The organism is Marilutibacter spongiae (genome assembly GCF_014145325.1).
GTDB classification, from domain to species: domain Bacteria; phylum Pseudomonadota; class Gammaproteobacteria; order Xanthomonadales; family Xanthomonadaceae; genus Marilutibacter; species Marilutibacter spongiae.
This window is the reverse complement of record NZ_JACHTF010000006.1, coordinates 121,046-145,953: the sequence shown is the minus strand read 5'-3', so window position 1 is coordinate 145,953 and position 24,908 is coordinate 121,046. Positions and strand designations below refer to the sequence as shown.

18 protein-coding genes, 2 tRNA genes and 1 pseudogene are annotated in these 24,908 nt (G+C 66.1%); 6 read left to right on the top strand and 15 right to left on the bottom strand.

All coding sequences use genetic code 11. The annotated features are described in order from the left end of the window. Positions 1–53 precede the first annotated feature (53 nt). Entirely contained in the window at positions 54–1,970 is a 1,917-nt protein-coding gene (gene thrS / locus H4F98_RS07215; RefSeq protein ID WP_182686265.1) for a threonine--tRNA ligase, read from the bottom strand. A gap of 406 nt (positions 1,971–2,376) precedes the next feature. Between thrS and H4F98_RS07210 the strand changes: the two genes are divergently transcribed. From H4F98_RS07210 to H4F98_RS07200, 3 genes are read left to right on the top strand one after another with little or no spacing between them, the layout of a single operon-like run. Continuing rightward, on the top strand, positions 2,377–3,588 hold the full coding sequence (locus tag H4F98_RS07210; RefSeq protein ID WP_182686263.1) for a dipeptidase: 1,212 nt from the start codon (positions 2,377–2,379) through the stop codon (positions 3,586–3,588). Between the two features lie 34 nt (positions 3,589–3,622). Further along, entirely contained in the window at positions 3,623–4,558 is a 936-nt protein-coding gene (locus tag H4F98_RS07205; protein WP_182686261.1) for an aminotransferase class IV, read from the top strand. Continuing rightward, entirely contained in the window at positions 4,555–5,286 is a 732-nt protein-coding gene (locus H4F98_RS07200; protein WP_182686259.1) for a sulfotransferase-like domain-containing protein, read from the top strand. Before H4F98_RS07205 ends, H4F98_RS07200 begins: the two co-directional genes overlap by 4 nt. 72 nt (positions 5,287–5,358) lie before the next feature. Here H4F98_RS07200 and H4F98_RS07195 read toward each other — a convergent pair. Beyond that, positions 5,359–5,433: transfer RNA gene (locus tag H4F98_RS07195), tRNA-Val, on the bottom strand. Positions 5,434–5,528: 95 nt separating this feature from the next. Continuing rightward, a complete protein-coding gene (gene uvrB, locus H4F98_RS07190) occupies positions 5,529–7,595 on the bottom strand; it encodes an excinuclease ABC subunit UvrB (protein ID WP_182686257.1) in 2,067 nt (688 codons plus the stop codon). A 145-nt stretch (positions 7,596–7,740) separates the two neighbouring features. Between uvrB and H4F98_RS07185 the strand changes: the two genes are divergently transcribed. Both H4F98_RS07185 and H4F98_RS07180 read left to right on the top strand, forming a co-directional pair. After that, positions 7,741–8,274, top strand: coding sequence for a GspH/FimT family pseudopilin (locus tag H4F98_RS07185; protein WP_182686430.1), 534 nt, complete (start codon positions 7,741–7,743; stop codon positions 8,272–8,274). Positions 8,275–8,331: 57 nt separating this feature from the next. Continuing rightward, positions 8,332–8,408, top strand: a tRNA-Asn gene (locus H4F98_RS07180). On the opposite strand, the gene H4F98_RS07175 is transcribed toward H4F98_RS07180, so the two are convergent. The 10 genes and pseudogenes from H4F98_RS07175 to H4F98_RS07135 all read right to left on the bottom strand — a co-directional run bounded on the left by H4F98_RS07175 (position 8,371) and on the right by H4F98_RS07135 (position 18,842). Next, on the bottom strand, positions 8,371–9,477 hold the full coding sequence (locus H4F98_RS07175) for a tyrosine-type recombinase/integrase (protein WP_182686255.1): 1,107 nt from the start codon (positions 9,475–9,477) through the stop codon (positions 8,371–8,373). The genes H4F98_RS07180 and H4F98_RS07175 overlap by 38 nt on opposite strands. Positions 9,478–9,536: 59 nt before the next feature. Beyond that, positions 9,537–9,677 (bottom strand): annotated as a pseudogene (locus tag H4F98_RS17030) (helix-turn-helix domain-containing protein); the annotation flags it as partial. Beyond that, positions 9,674–10,669: a replication initiation factor domain-containing protein gene (locus H4F98_RS07170; protein WP_182686253.1), complete on the bottom strand. Its 996-nt coding sequence runs from the start codon at positions 10,667–10,669 to the stop codon at positions 9,674–9,676. The gene H4F98_RS07170 and the pseudogene H4F98_RS17030, both read right to left, overlap by 4 nt. Positions 10,670–11,055: 386 nt before the next feature. Next, positions 11,056–12,174 carry a hypothetical protein gene (locus H4F98_RS07165; RefSeq protein WP_182686251.1) on the bottom strand — a complete coding sequence of 373 codons (1,119 nt, stop codon included), beginning with the start codon at positions 12,172–12,174 and terminating at the stop codon, positions 11,056–11,058. A gap of 274 nt (positions 12,175–12,448) precedes the next feature. Then, a complete protein-coding gene (locus H4F98_RS07160; protein ID WP_343064746.1) occupies positions 12,449–12,931 on the bottom strand; it encodes a type IV pilin protein in 483 nt (160 codons plus the stop codon). Next, positions 12,931–16,233: a pilus assembly protein gene (locus tag H4F98_RS07155; protein ID WP_343064745.1), complete on the bottom strand. Its 3,303-nt coding sequence runs from the start codon at positions 16,231–16,233 to the stop codon at positions 12,931–12,933. Before H4F98_RS07155 ends, H4F98_RS07160 begins: the two co-directional genes overlap by 1 nt. A gap of 11 nt (positions 16,234–16,244) precedes the next feature. Beyond that, entirely contained in the window at positions 16,245–16,784 is a 540-nt protein-coding gene (locus tag H4F98_RS07150; RefSeq protein ID WP_246372959.1) for a pilus assembly PilX family protein, read from the bottom strand. Beyond that, positions 16,781–17,788 (bottom strand): PilW family protein, encoded by a 1,008-nt coding sequence (locus H4F98_RS07145; RefSeq protein ID WP_182686249.1) that lies wholly within the window; start codon positions 17,786–17,788, stop codon positions 16,781–16,783. Before H4F98_RS07145 ends, H4F98_RS07150 begins: the two co-directional genes overlap by 4 nt. Continuing rightward, on the bottom strand, positions 17,785–18,261 hold the full coding sequence (gene pilV / locus H4F98_RS07140; RefSeq protein WP_246372958.1) for a type IV pilus modification protein PilV: 477 nt from the start codon (positions 18,259–18,261) through the stop codon (positions 17,785–17,787). The genes H4F98_RS07145 and pilV overlap by 4 nt, the downstream gene beginning before the upstream one ends. Next, complete coding sequence (locus H4F98_RS07135; protein WP_343064744.1) at positions 18,258–18,842, bottom strand: GspH/FimT family pseudopilin; 585 nt, start codon at positions 18,840–18,842, stop codon at positions 18,258–18,260. The genes pilV and H4F98_RS07135 overlap by 4 nt, the downstream gene beginning before the upstream one ends. Before the next feature lie 153 nt (positions 18,843–18,995). Between H4F98_RS07135 and H4F98_RS07130 the strand changes: the two genes are divergently transcribed. Continuing rightward, on the top strand, positions 18,996–20,027 hold the full coding sequence (locus H4F98_RS07130; RefSeq protein ID WP_182686247.1) for a sensor histidine kinase: 1,032 nt from the start codon (positions 18,996–18,998) through the stop codon (positions 20,025–20,027). 40 nt (positions 20,028–20,067) lie between these two features. Here the strand turns inward: H4F98_RS07130 and ppnN are convergent, their stop codons facing one another. Beyond that, positions 20,068–21,447 (bottom strand): nucleotide 5'-monophosphate nucleosidase PpnN, encoded by a 1,380-nt coding sequence (ppnN, locus tag H4F98_RS07125; RefSeq protein WP_182686245.1) that lies wholly within the window; start codon positions 21,445–21,447, stop codon positions 20,068–20,070. A 108-nt stretch (positions 21,448–21,555) separates the two neighbouring features. After that, complete coding sequence (locus H4F98_RS07120; RefSeq protein WP_182686243.1) at positions 21,556–24,723, bottom strand: TonB-dependent receptor; 3,168 nt, start codon at positions 24,721–24,723, stop codon at positions 21,556–21,558. Positions 24,724–24,908: the final 185 nt, after the last annotated feature.

Sequence of the window (24,908 nt, the reverse complement as noted above, 5' to 3'; positions counted from 1 at the left end):
TGGGCCGGCCCCGGGGTTCATGCCGGGGGCGGTGCCGTGAATCTACTGCGGGGTCAGCCTTCGCCTTCGGCGCCGACCTGCTCACTGCGCAAACGTGAGGCGAACTCGGCGACGGTCATCGTGCCCAGGTCCTCCCCTCCTCGCGTCCGCACTGCGACCATGCCATTCTCGCGCTCGCGGTCGCCGACCACCAGCTGATAAGGCACCCGTTGCAGCGTGTGCTCGCGAATCTTATAGCCGATCTTCTCGTTCCGCAAATCGGACTGGACCCGGAAGCCTTGATTTGAAAGGGTTTTCCGAACGCCATCGACATAGTCTGCCTGGGCGTCCGTGATGTTCATGACGACGGCCTGGACCGGGGCCAGCCAGGCCGGGAACTGGCCGGCGTGGTGCTCGATCAGGATGCCGATGAAACGCTCCATCGAGCCGACGATGGCCCGGTGCAGCATGACCGGGTGGCGGCGCTGGCTGTGTTCGTCGACATATTCCGCCCCCAGCCGGCCCGGCATCATGAAATCGACCTGCATGGTGCCCAGCTGCCAGGTCCGGCCGATGGCGTCGCGCAGGTGGTATTCGATCTTCGGGCCGTAGAACGCGCCCTCGCCCGGGAGTTCCTCCCAGTCCACCCCGGCCGCGCGCAGGGCCGCGCGCAGGGCGTCCTCGGCCTTGTCCCAGGTGTCGTCGTCGCCCAGGCGCGATTCAGGCCGCAGGGCCAGCTTCACCTGGATGTCGCTGAAACCGAAGTCGGCATAGACCTTCATCGCCTGGGCGTGGAACGCGGTGACCTCGGCCTCGACCTGGCCCTCGGTGCAGAAGACGTGGCCGTCGTCCTGGGTAAAGCCGCGCACGCGCAGGATGCCGTGCAGCGCGCCGGAGGGCTCGTTGCGGTGGCAGGCGCCGAACTCGCCGTAGCGGATCGGCAGGTCGCGGTAGCTGTGCAGGCCGTGGTTGAACACCTGGACGTGGCCGGGGCAGTTCATCGGCTTGAGCGCGTAGGTGCGCTTCTCCGACTCGGTGAAGAACATGTTCTCCTGGTAGTTGTCCCAGTGGCCGGACTTCTTCCACAGGGAGACGTCCAGGATCTGCGGGCAACGCACCTCCTGGTAACCGCTGTCGCGGTACACCCGGCGCATGTACTGCTCGACGACCTGCCAGATCGACCAGCCCTTCGGGTGCCAGAAGATCAGGCCGGGGGCTTCTTCCTGCAGGTGGAACAGGTCCTGCTGGCGCGCGATCTTGCGGTGGTCGCGCTTCTCGGCTTCCTCGATCCGCTGGATGTAGGCATTGAGCTGCTTCTTGTCGGCCCAGGCGGTGCCGTAGATGCGTTGCAGCTGCTCGTTCTTGGAGTCGCCGCGCCAGTACGCACCGGAGATGCGCGTGAGCTTGAACACCTTCAGGAAGCGCGTGTTGGGCACGTGCGGGCCGCGGCACATGTCGACGTATTCCTGGTGGTAGTACAGGCCCATCTGCGTCTCGTCGGGCATGTCCTCGACCAGGCGCAGCTTGTAGTCCTCGCCACGCTCGCCGAACACGCGGATGACCTCCTCGCGCGGGGTCATCTTCTTGATGACGTCGTAGTCCTGGTCGATCAGCTCCTTCATGCGCTGCTCGATGGCGGCCATGTCCTCCGGCGTGAAGGGGCGCTCGCTGTAGATGTCGTAATAGAAGCCTTCGTCGATGACCGGGCCGATCACCATCTTGGCGTCCGGGTACAGCTGCTTCACGGCGTGGCCGACCAGGTGGGCGCAGGAGTGGCGGATGATCTCCACGCCCTCCTCGTCCTTGGCGGTGATGATGCGCAGCGCGGCGTCGTGGTCGATGACGTCGCTGGCGTCGACCAGCTTGCCGTCCACCGCGCCGGCGATGGTGGCCTTGGCCAGCCCCGGTCCGATGGACTGGGCGACGTCCATGACGGACACGGGATTGACGAACTCGCGGCGGCTGCCGTCGGGGAGCGTGATGGTGATCATTACGGAGACCGTTATTGGTGATTGGATATTCGTGATTGGCAAGCGCGATCAAGCGCCTGAATCACGGATCACATATGTGGTGGCAGAAAAGAACAGGCACAAAAAAAGCGCCACGAGGGCGCCGGCGCGTGCAGGGGCCTCGGGCGGTTCAGCGATGGGCAGTGGTAGTGCTCATGTCGCACGCTCGGCCGGCGGGTTGCCGCGGGCCACCTGTTCTGCTCGTGGGGACCGTCAAATTAGTGGCCCGGGGGCCGCAAGTCAATCAAACGGGCACGATCGCGCTGGCCCCGCCGACGGTCCACGGGGACCGGGTGCGGCGGCGGGCCTGCATCCGGGCGCGCGGACCGCTACATTGGGGACGTCCCGCCGGGGGCCCGGCATCCCTTCACATTGGAGAACGACCCGCATGCGTACAGGCTTGAGCATTCCACTGGGGCTGGCGATCGGCTGGCTGGCGATCTCGACGGCCGCCGCGGCCGAGGCCACGCCGGCCGCGGAGAAGCTGGCGCGCGACGCGGTCATCGTCGACACCCACATCGATGCCCCCGGGCAGTTGATGTCGAAGTGGGCCGACCTGGACGGCGAGGCGCCCGACCGCGAGTTCGACTACCCGCGCGCCCGGGCCGGCGGCCTGGACGTGGCCTTCATGTCGATCTACACCTCGGCCGGCCAGGACGAGGCCGGTACCGCGTGGGGCGTGGCCAACCAGATGATCGACGCGGTCGAGGCGCTGGTGCAGCGCCATCCCGACAAATTCGCCCTGCTGCGCTCGCCCGGCGACGTGGCGCGCCTGCGCAAGGGCGGCAAGGTGCTGCTGCCGCTGGGCATGGAGAACGGCGCGCCGATCGGCAAGGACCTGTCGAACATCGCTTTCTTCTTCGACCGCGGCATCCGCTACATCACCCTGGCCCACAGTGCCAACAACGCGCTGGCCGATTCCTCCTACCAGCGCGACAAGAAGTGGAACGGGCTCAGCCCGCTCGGCCGGCAGGCGGTGGCCGAGATGAACCGCCTCGGCATCATGGTCGACGTCTCCCACCTCTCCGACGACGCCGCCGCCCAGGCAATCGAGCTGAGCACCGTGCCGGTGATCGCCTCGCACTCGGCCTTCCGTCACTTCACCCCGGGCTTCGAGCGCAACATCAGCGACGCGCTGGCCAAGCAGCTCGCCGCGAAGGGTGGCGTCGTCCAGCTGGCCTTCGGCAACGGCTTCGTCGATCCGGCTTCCGCGCAGGACCTGCAGGACTACTTCGTCGCCGCCGAGGCCTGGGAACAGGCCAATGCCGCGCGTGCGGCGGCCGGCCAGCCGCTGCAGACCGAGGCCGAGTTCGACGCCGAATGGAAGGCCTCGCACCCCAACCGCACGGTGCCGATCGACGCCGTCCTCGACCAGGTCGACCACGGCGTGGCCCTGGTCGGCATCGACCACCTGGGCATCGGCTCGGACTTCGACGGCGTAAGCGGCAACCTGCCCAGCGGGCTGAAGACCGTGGCCGACTATCCCCGCCTGGTCGCCGGCCTGCAGGCGCGCGGCTACTCCGATGCCGACATCCGCAAGCTGCTGGGCGGCAACCTGCTGCGCACCTGGCAGGCGGTGGAAGACGGCGCCGGCCGATAAGCCCCCGCCCACGACCGGACCCGAGGCACGCCGCATGGCCCACAGCATCCACGAGTTCCACGACGACCCGCGCAACGCCGACATCCGCATCTGGATGAACGGCCAGCTCAAGCCCCGGGCGGAGGCGACGGTGTCGGTGTTCGACAGCGGCTTCGTCCTCGGCGACGGGGTCTGGGAGGGCCTGCGCATCGTCGGCGGCCATCCCGCCTTCCTCGACGCCCACCTGGACCGGCTCTACGAAGGCGCCCGCGCCATCGCCATGGACATCGGCCTGGACCGGCGGGCGCTCACCGCCGCGCTCTACGAGACCCTGGCCGCCAACGGCATGCACGACGGCGTGCACGTGCGCCTGATGGTGACCCGCGGCGTGAAGCGGACGCCCTACCAGGACCCGCGGGTGACCGTGGGGCCGGCGACGGTGGTCATCATCCCCGAGCACAAGGTCGCCAAGCCCGAGACGCTGGCGACCGGCCTGCGCCTGTTCACCGTCCACGTGCGGCGCGGCTTCCCCGACGTTCAGGACCCGAAACTCAACAGCCACAGCAAGCTCAACTGCATCACCGCCTGCATCCAGGCCACCGAGGCCGGCGCGGACGAAGGCCTGATGCTCGACCCGCACGGCTTCGTCGCCACCTGCAACTCCACCCACTTCTTCATTGTCCGCAAGGGCGAGGTCTGGACCTCGACCGGCGACTACTGCCTGGGCGGGATCACCCGCGAGAACGTCATCGGCGCCTGCCGCGACGCCGGCATCCCCGTGTTCGAGAAGAACTTCAGCCTGACCCAGGTCTACGGCGCCGACGAGGCCTTCGTCACCGGGACCTTCGCCGGCGTGGTGCCTGTCCGCCAGGTCGACGGACGGGTCATGGGCGACGGCCGCCCCGGGCCGATGGTCGAGCGCCTGCAGGGGCTGTACCGCGAGCGCGTGGCCCGCGACATCGCCTTCCGCGCCGGAGAGCGGCTGGCGTGAGCGCCCTGCGGATCGCGATGTGGAGCGGCCCGCGCAACATCTCCACGGCGATGATGCGGGCCTGGGAGAACCGGCCGGACTGCGTGGTCAGCGACGAGCCCCTCTACGCGGCCTACCTGGCGCGGACCGGGCTGGACCACCCGGGTGCCGCGGCGGTGATCGCCGCCGGCGAGACCGACTGGCGACACGTCGTCGAAGCGCTGGCCTCCGGCCCTGTCCCGGACGGTGCACCGATCTGGTACCAGAAGCACATGAGCCACCACCTGCTGCCGGAGATGGACCACGACTGGATCCACGGCCTGGCGAACGTGTTCCTGGTGCGCGACCCCATCGAAGTAGTGGCGTCTTATCTGCAGTCGCGGGCGACGGTGGCCCCGGAGGACATTGGCCTGTTGCAGCAGGACCGCCTGCATGCCGAACTCACCGCCGCGGGTGCCACCCCGCCGGTGATCGACGCCGCCGACTTCCTGCAGGCCCCTGAAGCCCACCTCAGGGCCCTGTGCGAGCGCCTCGGGATCGCCTTCAGCACGCGCATGCTGGCCTGGCCCGCCGGGCCGCGCGACAGCGACGGCATCTGGGCGCCCTACTGGTACGACAGTGTCTGGAAGTCCACCGGGTTCGAGCGCCCCCGCCCGCGCGAGATCGGGCTGGCCCCCGCGGCGCGGGCCGTCGCCGAGGCCTGCCGGCCCGCGTACGAACGCCTGCACGCCCTGCGACTGCGGCCCTGATGACCGCCCTCGCCGCTGCGGACGCCAGAAACAGAAAGCCCCCGGAGGACCGGGGGCTTTCTTCACCAAATCTGGTGGGCGGTACAGGGTTCGAACCTGTGACCCCTACCATGTCAAGGTAGTGCTCTACCGCTGAGCTAACCGCCCATTCGTCGTCGAACCACCCGACGAGGGGCGCGCAGTGTATCCCAGCCTGCGCCGCCCGACAATAGGTTTCGTCGCATCCGGGCCCGTTGCCGGGTTCAGCCCGCGAACCCGCGCTCCTTGAGCTGGCGCAACTGGTCGCGCACCGACGCGGCCTGCTCGAACTCCAGGTCGCGGGCGTGCTGGTACATCTGCTGCTCCAGCGCCTTGATCCGGGCGGCCACCTGGCGGGGCTCCATCGCGGCGTAATCGGGCGTGTCGTCGGCCACCTTGCGACCGCGGCCGCGGCTTCGCGCCGCATCGGGCTCGGTTCGCGCGCCTTCCATGATGTCCATCACCGCCCGGTTGACCGAGGTCGGGGTGATGCCATGCTCGGCGTTGTGCTCGACCTGCTTCTGGCGACGGCGGTCGGTCTCGTCGATCGCCTTCTGCATCGAATTGGTGATCCGGTCGGCATACAGGATCGCCTTGCCACGGACGTTGCGGGCCGCGCGGCCGATCGTCTGGATCAGCGAGCCGGCCGAGCGCAGGAACCCTTCCTTGTCGGCGTCCAGGATCGCCACCAGCGAGACCTCGGGCATGTCCAGGCCTTCGCGCAGCAGGTTGATGCCCACCAGCACGTCGAACTTGCCCAGGCGCAGGTCGCGGATGATCTCGACGCGCTCGACCGTGTCGATGTCGGAATGCAGGTAACGCACCCGCACGCCGTGTTCGCCCAGGTACTCGGTCAGGTTCTCGGCCATGCGCTTGGTCAGGGTCGTGATCAGCACGCGGTCGCCGAGCTTCACGCGCTCGTGGATCTCGCCCAGGACGTCGTCGACCTGGGTCGCGACCGGGCGGATCTCCACCTCGGGGTCGATCAGGCCGGTGGGGCGCACCACCAGCTCGACCACCTCGTCGCCGGAATGCTTCAGTTCGTAGGGACCGGGGGTGGCCGAGACGAAGATCGCGCGCGGCGAGCGGCCTTCCCACTCCTCGAACTTCAGCGGGCGGTTGTCCAGCGCCGAGGGTAGCCTGAAGCCGAACTCGACCAGCGTCTCCTTGCGCGAGCGGTCGCCCTTGTACATCGCGCCCACCTGGGGAACGGTGACGTGGGACTCGTCGATCACCAGCAGCGCGTCGGGCGGCAGGTAGTCGAACAGGCAGGGCGGCGGCTCGCCGGGCATGTGCCCGGTCAAGTGGCGGGAATAGTTCTCCACGCCGTTGCAGTACCCCACCTCGGCCAGCATCTCCAGGTCGAACTGGGTGCGCTGGGCCAGGCGCTGGGCCTCCACGAGCCGGTTGTCGGCATACAGCTGCTCCAGGCGGAGCCGCAGCTCCTCCTTGATCGTATCGATGGCGTCGAGCACGGTCCGCCGTGTCGTCACGTAGTGCGAGCCGGGGTAGATCGTGTAGCGCTGGACCTTGTCCAGCGTCTCGCCGGTCAGCGGGTCGAACAGCGTCAGCTGCTCGATCTCGCCGTCGAACAGCTCGATGCGCAGCGCCTCGGTGTCGCTTTCGGCCGGATGCACGTCGATGACCTCGCCGCGCACGCGGTAGGTACCGCGCCGCAACTCGGTGTCGTTGCGGGTGTACTGCATCTCGGTCAGCCGCCGGATCAGCTCGCGCTGGTCGATCCGTTCGCCGCGCACCATGTGCAGGACCATCCGGAAATACTCGTTCGGGTCGCCCAGGCCATAGATCGCCGAGACCGTGCAGACGATCAGGGCGTCGCGGCGCTCGAGCAGGGCCTTGGTCGCCGACAGCCGCATCTGCTCGATGTGCTCGTTCACCGAACTGTCCTTCTCGATGAAGGTGTCCGACGAGGGCACGTAGGCCTCGGGCTGGTAGTAGTCGTAGTAACTGACGAAGTACTCGACCGCGTTGTCGGGGAAGAAGGCCTTGAATTCGCCGTACAGCTGGGCCGCCAGGGTCTTGTTGGGCGCCATCACCAGGGTCGGCTTCTGCACCTGCTGGACGACGTTGGCGATGGTGTAGGTCTTGCCGGAGCCGGTCACGCCCAGCAGGGTCTGGTGGGCCAGGCCGCCCTCGAAGCCGGCCACCAGGCGTTCGATGGCCTGGGGCTGGTCGCCGGCCGGCGTATAGGGCGCGACCAGGCGGAAGCCGCGGGAATCGAGTCCGGCAGCGGCATCGGCGACACGGTTGTCGGGGGAGGCGTCAGTCATGGCGATCGCGGTGTCGGCTCCATTGTAGTCAGACAAAGGAATGGGGACGCCGCGGAGTTTTCCTACCCCCGCGTCCGGGGTCTGCTGACAGACGCACCCCGCCGGCCGGCCTAGTCTGGCTCCAGCGAAGGCCAGGGAGGCAAGCATGGACCGGAACTCATTGAACCGCGGATTCACCCTCGTGGAGCTGATGGCGGCCATGGCGGTGCTGGGTGTCGTCGCGGCCCTGGCATCGCCACCGCTCGGCGCCCTGCTGGAGGCACACGCCGCGACGGCCGCACGGCATCGGCTGACCACCGCCCTCGCCCTGGGCCGCCTCGCGGCCGTGAAGCTGGGGCACCCGGTCACCGTATGCCCCAGCCGTGACGGCCAGCACTGCCGCACCGACGGCGTATGGGAATCGGGATGGATCGTCTACGCCGATCCCGACAGGCAGGCGGCACCCGTGAAGGCCGATCGCGTCCTGGAACACGATGGGCGCGTCGGCCACGGCCTGTCGATTCGCAGCACGCCGGGCCGCAGCCGGGTGCGGTTCAGCCCCGACGGCTGGTCCGCCGGGCACAACCTGACCATCGAAGTGTGCACCCCACGCAAGGGCGCCACCCACCGGATAATCGTGAACAATGCAGGACGGCCTCGGACCGAACGCCTGCCGCGAGGCCAAGACTGCGCGCCCTGAAGACGTGCCGCCAAAGGGCTTGACCCCGGCTCTGGAGGCCTTACAATTCACGTCCCCGCCCGAATAGCTCAGCTGGTTAGAGCACTTGACTGTTAATCAGGGGGTCGTTGGTTCGAGTCCAACTTCGGGCGCCAAAAATTTCAATGATTTAGGGTCGCTTCGGCGGCCCTTCTTCATTTCTGGCGTAGCCAAATCGTAGCCGCTGCTCGATTCCTCCATTTGAACTTGTTCTGCGTACCGCTTCAGGTCATCCATGCCGAGGTGTGCGTAGCGTTGGACCATGGCCGGGGTCTGCCACCCCCCGAGCTTCTGCAACACATGCATCGGTGTCCCGCTCTGGGCGTGCCAGCTGGCCCACGTATGGCGGAGATCGTGCCAGCGGAAGTTCTCAATCCCTGCCCGCTGTAGCGCCCTCCTCCATGCCTTCGTGCTGGTCTTGAACTCGAAAGGCCGACCCCGGAACGTGAAGACCCACTCGGGATGCTTCCCGCGCTGTTCTTCGAGGACCCGCATCGCTTCGGCGTTCAGGGGAACGGGAATTGCCCGCTTGCCCTTGGCCTCCGATGCTTCGACCCACGCGGAACAACGTTCCAGATCGACCTTCGCCCAGCGCAGCCCCTTGACATTGCCTTGGCGCAAACCCGTTGCCAACGAGAAACGCGCCATGGCCCGCAAGTGCTCCGGCAGTTCAGCCAGCAACCGCCCGGCCTCCTCTCGCGTCAGGTAACGGACGCGACCTTGCGGTTCCTTCAACAGACGGAACCGAGGCAACTTGTCGAGCCAGTCCCACTCCAATGCGGCCCGCCTCAAGATTGCACGCAAGACCTGAAGACGCCGATTCGTAGTTGCATCGCTGACGCCGCTACGCTGGCTTTCCTGCTTGTACCGGTCCACCACATCACGGGTGATCTGGGTCAGGCACATGCCTTCGAGTCGAGGCTGCCACCAACGAAGGTGCAGCTTGTCATCGCCAACAGACTTCTTCTTCACCTCCTCACCTAGGTACCGAAGTACCGCCTCATCCCACGACCGACGCGGCTTTATGCCGAGTCGTTGCTGCTCCCACAGTTCCGCTCGTCGTTTGTCGTGGTATTCCTGAGCTTGCCGTTTGTTGGCAGTCCCAGTGCTTTCCGACACGCGATGACCGCTGACCGTGAGCTTGACCCACCAGTACGGTGAGTCCTTGCGCTTGTAGAGTGACATTGTGAAATCTCCGAGCTGTCACCCTGCAACGCTCGCCGCTTGTAGTGTGCCCGAACGTAGCCGATGAGGTCATCTTGGATGAACACCCACCGCCGGCCGATCTTGGCGGCAGGGATGCGTCCTTCGGCGGCGCGCTCCGCAACCGTCACCGGATGCAGCTTGAGCAGGTCGGCGGCCTCTTGCAGGGTGAGGGTGATCACTTTGCGTGGCCTTCCCGGCTGCCTCGTCGGGGCAGCGGCAGGTTTGCGAGGCGCTTGGGCACGCCCGGCCGTACGGCTTGTTCAAGCACCGCGAAGGGGTCCCCGCCCTCCACGCGGAGCATGGCGTTTAGTGCCGGGCCGTACTGCGTTCGCAGGCACTCAACCATCCGGGCATAGCCAATTTCAGCGGACTTCTTTAGGGTCCGCACCTTGTCCTGGCGCTTCGAAAGGTAGGCAAGGCAGGGATACGCACCGGCAAGGTAGTCCCCTGCCCTTACGAGGACGTCATAGGGAATTACGCGCGATTTCCCACGGAACTCGACCTCGACGCGACACCATGGGCTTTGCTTATCGCCCAGCTGTTTGCCCTTCTCGTAGACGCGACATAGCTTGCCGTGCTGCCGTTGCCCGACGTAGAGCGTCTTGCCCCGGTCGGAGCCGAGGTCGTCCAGCAACCGTGCAGTGGGCGCACGCCCCCCCGTAGTGAACTGGCCCTGTTGGAACCACGCTCGCGCCTGCGACACGTTGACAACCTCTCCGGTGAAGTCGTCGTGGGCAAGATCTACGCGGGTGATTCGTACGCCGTAAGCCTCACACCAGACTTTCACCGCGTTCCAATCTCGGACGCGAGCACAGCCCAGTGCGTTGAGCTCCAGATGCACGGTGCCCCGCTGATGCTCACCACCGTAGCCAAGCAGTCCAAGCCCGCCAAGGTCAATCCTCGTGTCGTAACCCTGCCAGCCTCCCGGTCGCTTGACCCAGTCGGCGCGAGGGAGGAGGAAGACAGATTCGACAATGCCAAGTCCTGCGCTTCCCGGGAGGAACGTGCAGGCAAACCAATCTACGTGCGCCGTGGTGTGTGTGTGACTTTCGCCCCGTGTTACTGGACGGGGCTCTTGCTCGACCACCGGGCCTCCGGCGCCCATGCGTGTCGCTTGCGCGACATCGCATGCAGCGCCCAGCGGCCCGCAGGAGGTTGAATTGATCGACATAGCGTGACTCCGGTAAGCGCGGAGGAGTCACGGCATTCGAGCGCCCAAATGACTCCACCGCATGGCTGCGGGAAATCACAAGGAGGGGGCAGGCCCGAGATGAGTGCGCATCTATTTCATCACCCCAGAGCCTGCCTATTTCTGCTCTGGAGGGTCGTGGACGCGACCACGACTTCGCGACTATGCGCTGCGATTTACTACTTGTGTGAGACAAAGCTGCCACAGGGCTCGCGGCGTCGTCAAGTACGCGTTGCCCACCGACTCCACAGCCTTGCTCCGCTGCGCGAAGCAACCCGCGCGGCGGCTCGGTTCGGCAGAGGCGCCGAACCGCCGCGCGGGCTTCGGGTAGCTCTGTCCGTGGATAACGCATCGTGATTCGGACCCATCTAGAAGGGGAAGTCGGCTTCGAATTCGAAGTCGCCCTCGTATCGTGCGGCATCCTTTAAAAGCTTGGCGGTTTGGGTCTTCAAAGGCTCGTCAGAATTGAGAATTTCCAATTCGTCGCCGTCGAAGGTGTCGATAAGAATCTTAAGCCGGCCCTCCTCAAAATCAATGCGCATGTCCTCAACCTTTGGAGCTGGGATTCCATTCTTGCGCAGAGCTTGGTTAATTCTCAGGACGAGCCGCCACTTCAATCTATCCGCGAAATGCGCACGAACTTTTTCGTTCCAGCGGATCGACTCATACGACGTAGCCAACAGTTTTGTCATGTGGGCCGCATTGAAATCCGCGAGCTTGGAAAGCGCCGCCACAAACTGCGGCAACTTGTCGCTTCGAACGAAATGAATGAGGGCAGATAGGTCTCGCCTTCGAACCATATAGCGCGCAAGGTGCGTCAGGCGCGCCACTTCCGCCGCTACAGGCGCTTCTCCCGAGTAGCTGACGTCGACCATTGGGGCATCAACGACCGAGACAAGTGAGAAATAGTAGAGGCGCTTTCGGCCTTTGGCGCGTTTCGGAACAGCCTCCACCTCGTGATCAAGCGCCTTCATCAGGGACGCAATTGAGTTAAAGATTGCCTTGTCATTCCGGGCGGCGACGTTAAGCGAGGCGACTTGCTGAAATGCGAAGACATCCCGAGCGGCTCTGAAGTTTTCGTCGTAAAGCTTTCCTGCGGAGGTAATGTACTTCTCTTTCCACGGGTCACTCGCCAGATAAGAGCGTAGCGGCTCAACATCCGTCCAGTAGTGAACGGGATTCCAATCAAAGTTGGGATCGTATTTAGGCTTATCTTTTGTGAGAAAGGCCCAGGTCGTTTCCTCGTCCTTCTTGCAGCTGATAAGAACGCCAGTTACGACGTCAAGCTCTTTAGACTTATAGGTGCGATAAGCAACTATGTCTAACTCTCTCGCCCGTCCATCGACATCATCCGCATAGAAACGGCCACCAATCGTTGCCCATCCGGCTTTTTTGAACTCCTGGGCAACTTGATGCTCAAGGATGAACCCCGTCTTTGCCAGAGCATCCGGAATTTGATCCAAAGGCGCGCAGACCCGCTCGGACATGTTCCCCTCCTCTACGGGCTCAGGCGGCCCCTATGGATTGCTTTGGCAGCGTAGCCATATCGTAGCCAATTTGGACTGCGAACTGCTGATTCTAACTGGCCCGGGCAAGCGGCGAGCGTTGCTGGGTGAGGGTTGAAGGGGATTCTGGAACAGCTGTTAATCAGGGGGTCGTTGGTTCGAGTCCAACTTCGGGCGCCAGACACCAGAAAGCAAAAAGCCCGCCTAGGCGGGCTTTTTGTCGTGTGAGCCCCAGGCACGGGGCTCTTGAGGCGGTTTACCAGCAGTCGTCGGCTGAAGCCGCCGTACCCGACTCGCCCTTCAGGCCCTGCGAATTGATCGTCAGGGTGCCGCACTTGGTGTCCTTGGAGGCCTGCTTGCCCTGGGGCACCGCCTGCAGCGAGTACGCCCGCGCCGAGGGGGCGGGAGCGGCCGAAAAACCGACGTTGTAGAAATTGGCGACGTCGGCCTCGCAGGGCGCGAGCGCGGGTGGGTTGCCCGCCGCGTCCACGTAGGACATGTTGGTCGTGTAGAAGCGCTCCATGAACTGGGCGCGCTCGGTCAGGCAACCGGTGGCCGCCGCACGCCGGCTCTTCACCACCGCCCAGTCGTAGCTGCTGATCGCGATGGCCGCGAGGATGGCGATGACGGCCACGACGACCATCAATTCGATCAAGGTGAAACCGCCCACCGCCGATCCCGTGTTCCCGGAGCGCCGGGTGCCCCGGCGCGCATAAGTGCCCATTGTCTGCATGCTCATCAGTTCCTCAGGATTTCGCGCCAGGAGATTCGGCCCGGCGCGACCGGATTGTTGACGCCGACCGAACCGGTATTGCCCTTCGAGCCGCCGACACCGAGGATCTTGTCGAGCAGGACGCCGTCGGTGTTCATGCCCACGCCGGTGTCGACCGATCCCACCGGCATGCCGCCCACGGTGTCGTCGGTGTAGCTGCCGTCGCCGTCCACGTCGAAGAAGTTCTGCGCGACGCTGGCACCGGTGAACGGATTGATCGCGTTGATGAAGCCCCGGCCTCCCGGCGTGCACGGATCGTCGCTGGGAATGATCGTGGAGAACGCGAGCACGGTACCGACGACGGCCGGATCGCCGATCATCCGCTCACCCTCCGCGGTGCCCGGCGCAGGCGGCGTGAAGTCGATGAACCAGCCCTTCTTGTCCAGGGGCAGCGCGGTGCTCGCGGCCTCGAAGCCACGCACCGTGCGGCCGTCGATGGTGGACACCGCCACCGTCGTCCGCTCCTGCAGGTTGGCCCGCGAGTTGATGGTGGCGCCCTCGTCGATCAGGCCGTACATCGTCTGCACCGACTTGTCGCGCGGGTCGGTATCGGTGATGTAGCGTCCGGTACCGACGAAGATCCAGCGTTTGAAGGTGGCCGGGTCGATCGCGACGGTGATGCCGCCGGTGATCGGTTGGCGGTTGCCGCTGGCGTCCTTCGCCACGAACATCGGCACCGGGGTGCTGCCGGTCTTGTTCGCGGACTCCCACTTGCCGGTGTTGGATTCGCTGAGGTCGAATTTCCAGACATTGCCGCGCAGGTCGCCGGCATAGACGTAGTCCACGTCGCCGTCGCCGTCCTCGTCCCAGCCCTGCGGCGAGGACAGGCCATTGCCGGCGACATCGTCGGTGGGGATCGTCGCGATGACCGAACCATCGGTGATGTCGAGCACTATCAGGTAGGCCTTGTCGCCCGGACTGTTCATGCCGTTACCGACCACCACGCCGGTCTTGCCGTTGTTGAGGCGTGCGATGAAGGGCTTGCCAAGCACGCTGCCCATCTGCGGGATCGCGTCCATGTCCCACTTGACGTCGGTCGCACCGAAGCTGGCGGCATTGGTCACGTCGAGCGCGAAGATTCCGCGCCCGCCGCGGCCCAGCGTACCGATCAGGATGTTCTTGTTCGGGGTCTGGGTCTTGGTCGAAACGATCACCGGACCGTCGACGAAATATTTGTGCACGTAGGCGGTGTCGGTCAGCGTCTTCAAGTTGGGCATCGTCACGCCGCGCGGCACATAGGCGAAGCGCTCCACGCCCGTGGTCGCGTTGAAGGCATGCAGCATGCCATCGTTGGCGCCGATGAAGACGGTGTCGTTGTCCTCGAGGTAGTAAGGCGAGCTGTGGATGATGTCGCCCAGCACGCTGACGCGATCGCGGAAGCTTCCGCCGTTGCGCACTTCCTGCGAGGTGTCGCCCTTCACGTAGTTCGCCACGGCCAGGCCGTTGGCCGGCGCCGGCGACACCGCCGTGCTCAGGCCTACTGTCTGCGTCACCGTCGGGAAGGTGGCGCCCGCGCTGAGCGTGGGCTCGAAGGTGAAGACCTTCCGGCTGCCGAACGCAGGCAGCTTCTTGGACGCTTCCCACTTCGGCGTGGTCTCGTCGATGCCGGTCGAGCTGACCGCGAGACCGCGGAGTTCGCCGGTCCACTGGCCACCGATGTAGCTGGCCTGGAACAGCGTGGTGTCGTTGCTGAGCGAGGAGCTGTTGGCCGAGACGCTCGAGCTGGAGCTGGTCGTGTTGGCGATCGCCGCCAGCGCGTCCTGCAGGCCCTGCGCGAAGGCAACCGGGTCGCTCGCCGCCACGAACTTGCCGCGGCTGTTGACGGCTGCGTGGAACAGGTCGTCGATGCGATGGTTGTCTTCCGCGTCGAGCGGATTGGGCCAGGACAGACCGCCGTCGGTGAGGTCGTTGTTCGCGCCGGGCGCGGTCACGGCCGTCTGCGGATCGAGGGTACCCTGCAGGCCGATCGAGATGCCGAAGGTCACCATGTGCTGCCAGAAGGCGGGGTTGCCCGGCGACAGCGGCACGATGTTGTCCAGGTCGTTCCGCAGGTCGGTCTTCCAGTAGTACATCGCGACGTCCGCCAGCGTGGTGCCGCGGTTGTCGGCATAGGGCCTGACGGGCGAATAGGTGTAGTCGGCGTTGTTGGGGCCGGTGATCGTGGCGCCCGCCGTGCTGTCGGCATCGCCCTTGCCGGACGAGCCGTTGTTCCAGAAACCGTCCGTGGTCAGGATGGCGAAGTTCTGACGGCAGGCGAACTGCTGGCCGTTGCTGTTCTTCAGGCCGCCACCGGGACCGTTGTCGGAGGCATTGGAGTAGTAGCCGCCGGCGCGATCGAGGGCCGGCAACAAGGGCGTGCCGTTGTAGCCGCGCGCGCCGTGCAGGTAGCTGAACCAGGTCGTCCGGTTGCTGCCGCGGAACAGGCCGTTGTCGGTACCCACCGGGATCAGGAATTCCGGATTGTCGGGACCGCTGCCATTGGGTCCCCAGATCGTCGTGAAGCCGACGCGGTACTTGTCCCCGTCGAGCGTCTGGAACGCCTCGCTGGAGCCCGCCTTGGCGGCCTTGATGCGGGTGCGATGGTAGGAGAACCAGGTCGCGTAGTTGTCGCGTTCCTGGGCCTCGGTGCGGCCGGTCGGGGTGTTGTAGGAACAATTGGTCCAGCTGTTGCCGACACGCTCGCAGCGCTGCACCCGGCCGGAATTGCCGCCGTTGCTGTTGTCCAGGATCCGGTAGCGCCAGTAGTTCGCGCCGCTCGACAGGTAGGTCGCCGAGGTGCTGGCGGGGTTCTTGGGCACGTAGAACGTCTGCGTGCCGCCGCACACCTGGGTGTTGCTGCCGTTGCGGTCCTCGTACTCGCAGTCGTTGCTGTTGCCGAGGTTGATCGTGTTGCCGGTGACGTAATTGAAACTGGGATAGACGGCGTTGTAGCTGGTACCACCGGTGCGCCGCGTGCCGTTGGACATCATCCACGGCCGGTAGGTGATCGCCGGGTTGTAGTAGATGGTGTTGGAGACGTAGGTGTTGTTCGTGATCGTGGGCGAGGTCACCGACGGGACGGTGGCGCTCTCCATGCTCTCGAACGACATCGAGCCGGAATCGTCGAGGATGAACAGGATGTTCGGCGGCACGCCGTTGCCCGCGCGCGGTGGCACCGGAGGTACCGTCAACGCGGCCTGTACGGGCAGGCCCATCAGGGTGGCCAGGAAGGCCACGGTGGCCGCCTGCAGCAGGTGCGGGGCGTTCTTGCGGATACGGGGGATATTCACGTCGGTCTCCATCAGGGTCCGGCGAAGTTGGATTGCAGGATCACAGTCGCGCGATCGTCCGCGCTGCTGCGCGCCGAAACACGGTAGCGGGGCTTCAGGCAAAGCGGGTGCACGGGGATTTCACTGTCGCACTTGGGCCAGCTGGGCGCCTCGCCCATGTATTCCACGAAGTACTGCGGCCTGATCGCGATGTTGCCTACCCCGGCATTCGCATTCGTCCAGTAGGCGGCGGCGGCATTCCACCAGCGATCGGCCTGGATGCCGTCGGGGGTGTCGCACAGCGGTCCATTGCAGCCGCCCGCGCCCGCCGCGGGGAAACCGGCATGTCCGTTGGCCAGGATCCGGGCTTCGGCTTCGCGCAGTGCCGCTTCGGCCGCCTGGAAGCCCAGGCCGCGGTCGCGCAGGTTGGCGGTCATGCGCTCCTCCATCACCGTGCCGCGCAGGCTGGCCAGGCCCAACAGGGTGAGCACCAGCAACAGGATCAGCACCACGATCAGGACGGCACCCTCCTGGGCGTGGCGCGGGGACGTGGGCATGTGGACGCGTTTCATGAGCTGCGGTTCCGGAGCGAGACGGTGTGTACGAGCGTGCGCTGCAGGGGGTTGCCGTCGGTACCCACGGCCTCGGGGCTTTCGAGCGTCAGCTCGATCCTCGCGGCGAGTACCTCGTTCCAGCGGGCGCCCACGGCACCGGCATTCACGTAGGCGGCGTTGCCAGGCAGGAGATAGGTGATCTGCATGTCGCGCACGCCCTCGGTCACCTCTTCCGACACCGCCGTGGCGGCGCCGCCGACGGTGCGCAGGCTCTGCCGGTAGAGGGCACGGTTGTTGTTGCCGTTGGTGCCGATGTACCAGCGCGAAGCGTGGAGCTTGGCGACCATGGAGTTGACACCATAGGTATACGCCGTGCCGAGCGGATTGGAACAGTCGACAGGCACGCCGAGGCCCTTGGTGCAGTTGCCCGGCACGGCCACGCCGCCGCCGGGGTTGTGCACGACGGTCTCGTTGGTGCCCGGCTGTGCGTTGGTGACCTGGACGATCGAGCCCTGGCGGTAGTCGCACACCATGACGATGTCGCCGTCGTGCAGGTCATGGTTGACGGTATTGACCTTGAACTGTGCGGAGGTCGCGTTATGGCTGGTGACGGTGACGCCTCCGGTCGCACCCGACTTCAGCTCGACCGCATCGGTATTGGCGACGCGGTTGGCGGGGTTGCCATTGGCGAAAGCGCCGTCGACGCCTTCGATGCCCCCGCTCCACTGGGTATACCAGTTGGCCGCCTGGTTCTCGAGGACATTGCCGACCGGCAGGTTGCGCGCACAGGGGAAGCCGCCCGCCTCGCGCACGTCGCGCGACATCAGCTCGAAGGCGACGCGCGCGCTTTCCTGCACGCGACCGAGATTCTCGGTGGTGCGATAGGTCTGCCGGTTGGACAGGAACACGCTGATCGCCGCACCGGTGATGAGCAGGCCCAGCACCAGCGCGACCATGAGCTCGATCAGGCCGAAGCCGGCGATGTCGCGGGCCCGACGGGAGTGATTGCGCCTGGAGGTCATAGCCGGGTCCGTGTTTCGATGGATTTATTGTCGGCGGCGGCAGCGCCGGTGGCGCGGCGGTCGTCCCAGCGCACCGTCACGATGAACATGTCGCCATTGCGCTGGATCTGCCCGCAGGCCGCCGGCCCGAGCGACTGCGCCTGCTGCATCGAGGTGAGCCAGGCATTGAGGTCGGTCTGCGCCAGGGTGCCGACGGCGGGCGGCGCGCAGGTCATGCCGATGTTGTAGGCATTGGCGAGCGCGGCGTCGCGGTTGGCGCGCATCGCGTCGATGATCGAATAGCTGTAGACGACGGCCATGCTCTGCTCGGTCGAGCTCTGGCTGTTGCGCAACGCGGTCGCCTGCATGGCGGCAATGCCGAGCAGGCCGATCGCCATCACCAGGACGGCCACCAGCACTTCGATCAGGCCGGCACCCCGGGCACGACGGCGGGCGGCGGGCGCCCTGCCCGAATGGATCCCACGCATGTTCATGGACAGGCTCCCGCACCGTTGGCCTGGGTGGTCGACACACGACTGCCGGTGGCGATGTTGACGACGCGCTGGTTCATCCGGGGCTTGTCGGTGGGCATGCAGACCGTCACCGCGCCCACCAGGAGGGCGCCGTTGGTGTCGTAGGCCAGGCCGTCCGGACGGAACACGATCGCATTGTTGTTGTTGGTGATGGTGGCCCCGACGCTGACCTGCACGGGCGCCTTCGCGCTGCCGGTGCGCAGGACGGTGTCGCCCGCGCCGAAGGCGCCGTTGCCGTTGGTGTCGGCGATGGTGATCCAGCCCGTCCAGGCCGCGCCGGCCGAACAGGTCGCGTTGTCGGCGCTGCGGCAGACCGCCACCCGGCGGTTCTGGCGCACGGCCTCGATCCGGGCGGTCTGCACCGCGCCGACGAATTCGTTGACGTGGCTCGCCAGGCGATTGCTGTTGATCACGCCCACGAAGCTGGGCGTGGCGATGGCCACCAGGATCGCCAGGACGGCGATGGCGACCATCAGTTCGATGACGGTGAAGCCCCCCGACCGCGAAGCGGCGCTGGGTGACCTGACGGGTATTGCTGGCACGTGGCTATCCCCTGGCACGGTTCCGTTCGGGTAACGTAAAGGGACGCAGGCGGCAACGCCACCCGGCACCGACGGACGGGCTTCACGGCCGCTCCAGCGGTGGCACGCGACGCCCCGTCACCCGACGACCTGGATGCGCCCTTGAAAGCCGACATGCCGACACGCCCGCCACCCTCGCTGCAGCCCCTCGACGCGCTGTGGCAGCCGCCGGTGCTGATTTCGGTCCTGCTGGTCGGCGAATGCCTCGCCAGCGTGCTCGCGCTTGCCCCCGGCGCCAGCGGGAACCGCTGGGTCTACTTTGGACTGGCGTCGCTGCTGATCCAGTGGATATCGCTGCTGACGCTGCTCACCCTGTACCTGTTCCGCGGGCGGCTTTCGCTACGTCCTCCCCAGCAACTGGCCTGGACGGCGATGGGCCTGCTGCTGGTCAACACGTGGCTGGTGCTCGCGGTCGCGCGCTTCACGCTCGGACCGGACTGGCCGCTGGCCGAGGACGGCTGGGACGGGCTCGCCCTGCGCTTCACCGGCATCGTGTTGGCGGTGGCCCTGCTCGGCCTGGCGACGTTCCAGAACCACTGGCAGGCCCGCCAGCTCGCGATCCGCACCAAGCAGGCCGAGCTCGAGGCACTGCAGGCGCGCATCCGGCCGCACTTCCTGTTCAACACCCTCAACACCGGCGCGGCACTGGTGCACCAGCGCCCGGAGGCGGTGGAGCAACTGCTGCTGGACCTGTCCGACCTGTTCCGCGCCGCCCTCGCCGGCCCCCACGAGATCCCGCTGCAGGACGAACTGGACCTGGCTCGCCGCTACCTGGAGATCGAGGGCCTGCGCTTCCGCGAGCGCCTGCAGGTGGCATGGAAACTGCCCCGCTCGCTACCCGACGTGACCGTACCGGCACTGACCATCCAGCCCCTGGTCGAGAACGCGATCCGCCACGGCATCGAGCGCCTGCCGAAGGGCGGCACGATCGAGGTCGCGGTCACCACGTCGGACGCGCGCGTGATCGTACGCATCAGCAATCCCGTGCCCGGCAGCGGCCGCGACGCGCGACCGGGGCACAACGTCGGGCTGAACGCCGCGCAGGAGCGCGTGGAGGCGCTCACCCGCGGCAAGGGCAGCGTCACCACCTCACGGGAAGGCGACCTCTACGTCGCCACCGTCCGCCTGCCCGTCAACGGCCACTGAAGCGCCCCGCCCAGGGGCGATGGGCGCTGCACGAGGGGGCTCAGGCGACGACGCGATAGCAGGGGTCGTAGTCGCCGTCGATCTTCATGCGCCGCTGCTCGACGAATGCGCGCAGCAACGCGTCGAGCGACTGCATCATCTCCGGGTCGCCGTGGATCTCGAACGGTCCGTGCGCATCGATCCGCCGCATGCCGTCTTCCTTGACGTTGCCGGCGACGATGCCCGAGAACGCACGCCGCAGGTCGGCCGCCAACTCGTGCGGCTTGCGGCCCTTGTGCAGGTCCAGCGCCGCCATCGCCTCGTGGGTGGGCCGGAACGGCTGCTGGAACTCGAGCGGGATGTCGATCGACCAGTTGAAGAAGAACGAATCCTTCTGCGCGATGCGCTGCTCCCGGACCTTGCGGATGCCCGCGGTCATGCGCCGCGCCACCGCGGCCGGGTCGGCGATGATGATCTCGTAGCGCGACGTCGCGGCCTCGCCCAGCGTCAGCCGCAGGAAGCGGTCGATCTGTTCGAAGTACGCCGCCGACGCCGTGGGGCCGGTAAAGATCAGCGGGAACTGCAGCCCGGCATTTTCTTCGCGCAGCAGGATGCCCAGCAGGTAGAGGATCTCCTCCGCCGTGCCGACGCCGCCCGGGAACACGATGATGCCGTGGCCGATGCGGACGAAGGCCTCCAGGCGCTTCTCGATGTCGGGCAGGATCACCAGGTGGTTGACGATCGGATTCGGCGATTCGGCGGCGATGATGCCCGGCTCGGTCACGCCGATGTAGCGCGGGTGCTCGCGCCGTTGCTTGGCGTGCGCGATGTTGGCGCCCTTCATCGGGCCCTTCATGGCACCGGGGCCGCAGCCCGTGCAGATGTCCAGGCCCCGCAGGCCCAGCTCGTAGCCGACCTGCTTGGTGTAGATGTACTCGTCGCGCGAGATCGAGTGGCCGCCCCAGCACACCACCAGGCGGGGATCGGTGGGCTGCAGGATGCGCGCGTTGCGAAGCAGGTCGAAGACGCCGTCGGTGATGCCGGCGCTGGTGTTGAGGTCGCGACCGCAGGCCTCGCCCAGCTCGATCGCGGTGAAGGCCAGGTCGCGCACGACCGCGAACAGCAGTTCGGCCACGCCGCGGATGATCTCGCCGTCGACGAAGGCCATCGCGGGCGCGTTGGCCAGGTCGATGCGCATGCCACGGTCCTGCTGGTGCACCTGGATGTCGAAATCGGCGTACTGCGCCTGTGCGGCGCGCGGATCGTCGGACACGCTGCCGGTGGTCAGCACCGCCAGGGCGCAGCGGCGCAACAGGTCGTGCATGCCGGTCGACGCGTCGCGCAGGCGGGCGACCTCGTCGCGGGACAGGATGTCGAGCGCACCGCTGGGGTGGATGCGCGCGTTGACGGTGGGCAGGCTGGCGGGGACTTCTTTGCTCATTTCTTCTTCTCGTTTTCGTGTCGTCTGGTCTGCGACGACTCTAGCGCAGGCCGCGCAAAAAAAAACGGCCGGGGAATCCCCGGCCGTTCCATGCGCACAGCGCTGGGATCAGAACTCGTAGCGCAGGGTCAGCTGCGCCGCCCAACGCGAGACCACGCGCGGGACGCGGCCCTCGTAGGGACGCAGGTCCTGCCAGCTCGGGTTGTCCGGCGTGCCCAGGTCGTAGACGTAGGTGCCGTCGGCGTTCACGCCGCCAAGCCGGGCCAGATAGCGCGTATCGAAACCACCGATCTCGTCCGTGACGCCCCAGTCCTTGTTGAGCAGGTTCAGGACGTTGTAGATGTCCAGGCGGATCGTCGACTTGTGGTCGGCGAAGAAGCCCGGCAACTCCTGCTGCAGGCCCAGGTCGAGCTGGTTGACCCACGGCAGGCGGCCTTCGTTGCGACCGGCGATCTGGCCACGGTGCGCCTGCAGGTAGGGATCGTTGGCGATGAAGCGGTGGAACGCTTCGATCTGCTCCGCGGTTGCGCCGCCGTAGCTCACGTTCGGATCGTTGACCAGCGGGATGTACGCCGGATCCTGGAAGATGCCGTCGCCGTTGGCGTCGCCATTGACCAGCCAGGTGTACGGCAGGCCGTCACGCCCGTAGTAGAACAGCGAGACGCTGGACTTGTAGTCGCCGAAGAACGCGTGCTCCCAGCCCAGCGACGCCTTGATCGAATTCGGGATCTCGCGGCTGGCGGTGGTGGCGATCTCCTGGTTCGGGTTGACGCGCGAGACGTACTGGTAGCTGGACCATGCCTGCGAGCTGGCATCCGAGCCCACTTCGTCGGCATCGGTGTAGGTGTAGCTGATGTTGCCGTACCAGCCGTTCGACATGGGCTTGCTCAGCGACAGGGTCAGCGAGTTCGAACCGCCCTTGTCGGTGTTGTCCAGCACGGTCGAGTTGAAGCTGTAGTCCGGGTTGCGGCCGCAGTTCTTGTTGGAACTGGAGGTGTTGCCCAGCGTGCACCAGTAGCTTTCGCGGCCGTCGGCGAGCGTGCCCTGGGCCTGGCCGATGTTCAGCGCCTTGTAGAACGCCGCGTCGCGCGCCTGGATGGACTGCAGCTCGACCGTACCGATCATGCCGTACCACGGCAGCTCGGCGTCGAAGCCCAGGCTGGCCTTCCACACCGTCGGCAGCTTGAAGTCCGGGTCGATGGTGTCGATCTGGTTCGACGGGCTGCCTCCGGCCGGCACGTTCTGGTTGTACGGATCGGGGCTGAACGGCGCTTCGGTCGGGTCGAACACGCGATACGACACGGCGGTCATGCCACCGTTGTTCTGGTACGGATTGGCCAGCCACACGAAGGGCGGCACGCTCTGGAACGAACCCAGGCCACCGCGCAGCTGCATGAAGCGATCGGTGTCGAACATGTAGTTGAACGACACGCGCGGCAGGACGACCTTGTTGTCGGAACCGAGCTTGTAGTCGTTGCGGAAACCGAAGGCCTGCTCGAAGCCGTCGTTGCGGACCGGGGCCTTGTCGACGCTGGGGATGTTGACTCGCACGCCGTAGGTCAGCGAGAGGTTGTCGTTGACCTGCCAGGTGTCCTGCAGGTACGGGCTCCACTGGCTGTAGACCAGCGCGGCGGCGGTGTCGTCGACGCCGAAGCCGGGGGCCGGCGTGCGCAGGTTGTAGACGTCGTAGTCGCCCGCCGCGAAATCGTCCAGGCTCTCGAACACGTACGAACCATGCAGGTCGCGGCCATACAGATTGAACACGTCGTGGCGCAGGTAGTCGAAACCGCCCTTGATGACGTGGTCGCCCGCGTAGTACGTACCGAAGATCGACGCCGAGACGCGCTCGGTGTTGATCTGGTTCTCGTGGCGGTTGTTGTCCTCGCCGATGAAGATCGAACCGCCGTTGGCGGTCTCGATCTCGACCTCGGGCTGGTCGATGGGATTGCCGTTGACCTGGTCGAACTTGTTGTAGCTGATCTTCGCTTCGGTGCTGAAGTTCTCGGTCCAGTCGCTGAACAGCTGCAGCGACGTGTTCTTGGTGACGTTGTCGATGTTGTACCAGTGGCTGGTCAGCACGACGGTGTCGGAGAACGCGTCGTAAGGCGACGGGCGGAACTCCTCGGTCTGCTGGTAGGTCAGGCTGGCGCGGTGGAAATCGCTGATGTTCCAGTCCAGCTTGGCCAGGTAGCGCTTGGTTTCGAGGTTGACGCCGGTGGCGCCGTAGGAACCAGGCTGCATGCCCAGGCTCTCGGCGATGGCGATCGCGCGGTCGACGTCGGCCTGCGTGACGTCGCCGTTGGCGACGCCGTCGGAGGTGGCCGAGCCGCCGAAGTTCTTGATGGTCTGCTCTTCGTACGAACCGAAGAAGAACAGGCGGTCCTTGAGGATGGGGCCGCCGAGGGTGGCGCCGAAGGTACGGTCGTTGTCGAAGCCCTGGTAGCCGTCGCCGTCCAGGTCGCCCATCCAGTCGGCGTCGCGCAGGGCGCCGTACACCGAGCCGTGGAACTCGTTGGTACCGGACTTGGTCACCGCATTGACGGTGGCGCCGACGGTGTCGGAGCCCACGTCGTAATCGGCCACCTTGATGTCGTAGGCGTCGATGGTGTCGACCGAGATCGGGGTGCCGATGTAGGGCATGCCGTTGGCATTCAGGCCGAAGGGGTCGCCCTGCGACATGCCGTCGACGGAGATGTTGTTGAAGCGGTTGTTCACGCCGGCGACGGAGATCGAGCCATCGCCCGCGTCGGTCACCTGGACGCGCGGATCGAGGCGCGCGACGTCGTCGAGCGAGCGGTTCGCCTGCGGGGTCAGCTCCAGCACGCGGCCGGCGACCGAGGTGCCCACGCCCTTGTTGTCGGGGCTGAAGACCGAGTACAGGTCGGAAGAGGCCGTCACCGAAACCGTGTCCAGCAGGACCGCGTCGCCGCCGTCGAGCTGCGCGTTGATCGCGTTCACCCGGTTCAGGTCGAGGTATACGTTGTCCTCGGTCGTCGTCTCACCGTCGGCCGCCGTGATGGTGACGGTGTAGGGACCGCCCACGCGCAGGCCGCGCGCGTTGTAGCGACCGCTGTCGTCGGTGGTGGTCCGGCTCACCGTGCCCGACTCGACGTGGGTGATGGTGACGTTGGCGCCCTGGACGGGCTGCCCACTGGCATCGGTGACGACGCCGCCGATACCGGCGGACGTGCTCTGGGCAAAGACGGGAGCGGTGGCGAGTACGGCGAGCAGGCCAAGCGTAAGCCTGGACAGCCGGACACGGTTCGGATGGGTCATGGCGGGGCCTCGAATAACGTGGAGTTCTGGCAGGCGAACGCTTCCTTGCAGCGGAAACGCATCGCCCGCATCGATCAGCAAAGTGCATCCGCTAGAGCCCGGCTGGCGCAGTGCGCCCCTCCGGGTTAACGGCACTTTAACACGCTACGATCCCTACGTTACAGTATCGTGAAGAAAGTCATCGA

What these genes read in the sequence shown, in the direction of transcription:
- H4F98_RS07185 (WP_182686430.1), top strand. Translation starts at nt 7,741, where the DNA reads ATGGACCGGAACTCATTGAACCGCGGATTCACCCTCGTGGAGCTGATG.
- H4F98_RS07165 (WP_182686251.1), bottom strand. Translation starts at nt 12,174, where the DNA reads ATGTCCGAGCGGGTCTGCGCGCCTTTGGATCAAATTCCGGATGCTCTG.
- H4F98_RS07210 (WP_182686263.1), top strand. Translation starts at nt 2,377, where the DNA reads ATGCGTACAGGCTTGAGCATTCCACTGGGGCTGGCGATCGGCTGGCTG.
- H4F98_RS07145 (WP_182686249.1), bottom strand. Translation starts at nt 17,788, where the DNA reads ATGACCTCCAGGCGCAATCACTCCCGTCGGGCCCGCGACATCGCCGGC.
- H4F98_RS07170 (WP_182686253.1), bottom strand. Translation starts at nt 10,669, where the DNA reads ATGTCGATCAATTCAACCTCCTGCGGGCCGCTGGGCGCTGCATGCGAT.
- H4F98_RS07175 (WP_182686255.1), bottom strand. Translation starts at nt 9,477, where the DNA reads ATGTCACTCTACAAGCGCAAGGACTCACCGTACTGGTGGGTCAAGCTC.
- pilV (WP_246372958.1), bottom strand. Translation starts at nt 18,261, where the DNA reads ATGAACATGCGTGGGATCCATTCGGGCAGGGCGCCCGCCGCCCGCCGT.
- thrS (WP_182686265.1), bottom strand. Translation starts at nt 1,970, where the DNA reads ATGATCACCATCACGCTCCCCGACGGCAGCCGCCGCGAGTTCGTCAAT.
- H4F98_RS07120 (WP_182686243.1), bottom strand. Translation starts at nt 24,723, where the DNA reads ATGACCCATCCGAACCGTGTCCGGCTGTCCAGGCTTACGCTTGGCCTG.
- H4F98_RS07130 (WP_182686247.1), top strand. Translation starts at nt 18,996, where the DNA reads ATGCCGACACGCCCGCCACCCTCGCTGCAGCCCCTCGACGCGCTGTGG.
- H4F98_RS07205 (WP_182686261.1), top strand. Translation starts at nt 3,623, where the DNA reads ATGGCCCACAGCATCCACGAGTTCCACGACGACCCGCGCAACGCCGAC.
- uvrB (WP_182686257.1), bottom strand. Translation starts at nt 7,595, where the DNA reads ATGACTGACGCCTCCCCCGACAACCGTGTCGCCGATGCCGCTGCCGGA.
- H4F98_RS07150 (WP_246372959.1), bottom strand. Translation starts at nt 16,784, where the DNA reads ATGAAACGCGTCCACATGCCCACGTCCCCGCGCCACGCCCAGGAGGGT.
- ppnN (WP_182686245.1), bottom strand. Translation starts at nt 21,447, where the DNA reads ATGAGCAAAGAAGTCCCCGCCAGCCTGCCCACCGTCAACGCGCGCATC.
- H4F98_RS07160 (WP_343064746.1), bottom strand. Translation starts at nt 12,931, where the DNA reads ATGAGCATGCAGACAATGGGCACTTATGCGCGCCGGGGCACCCGGCGC.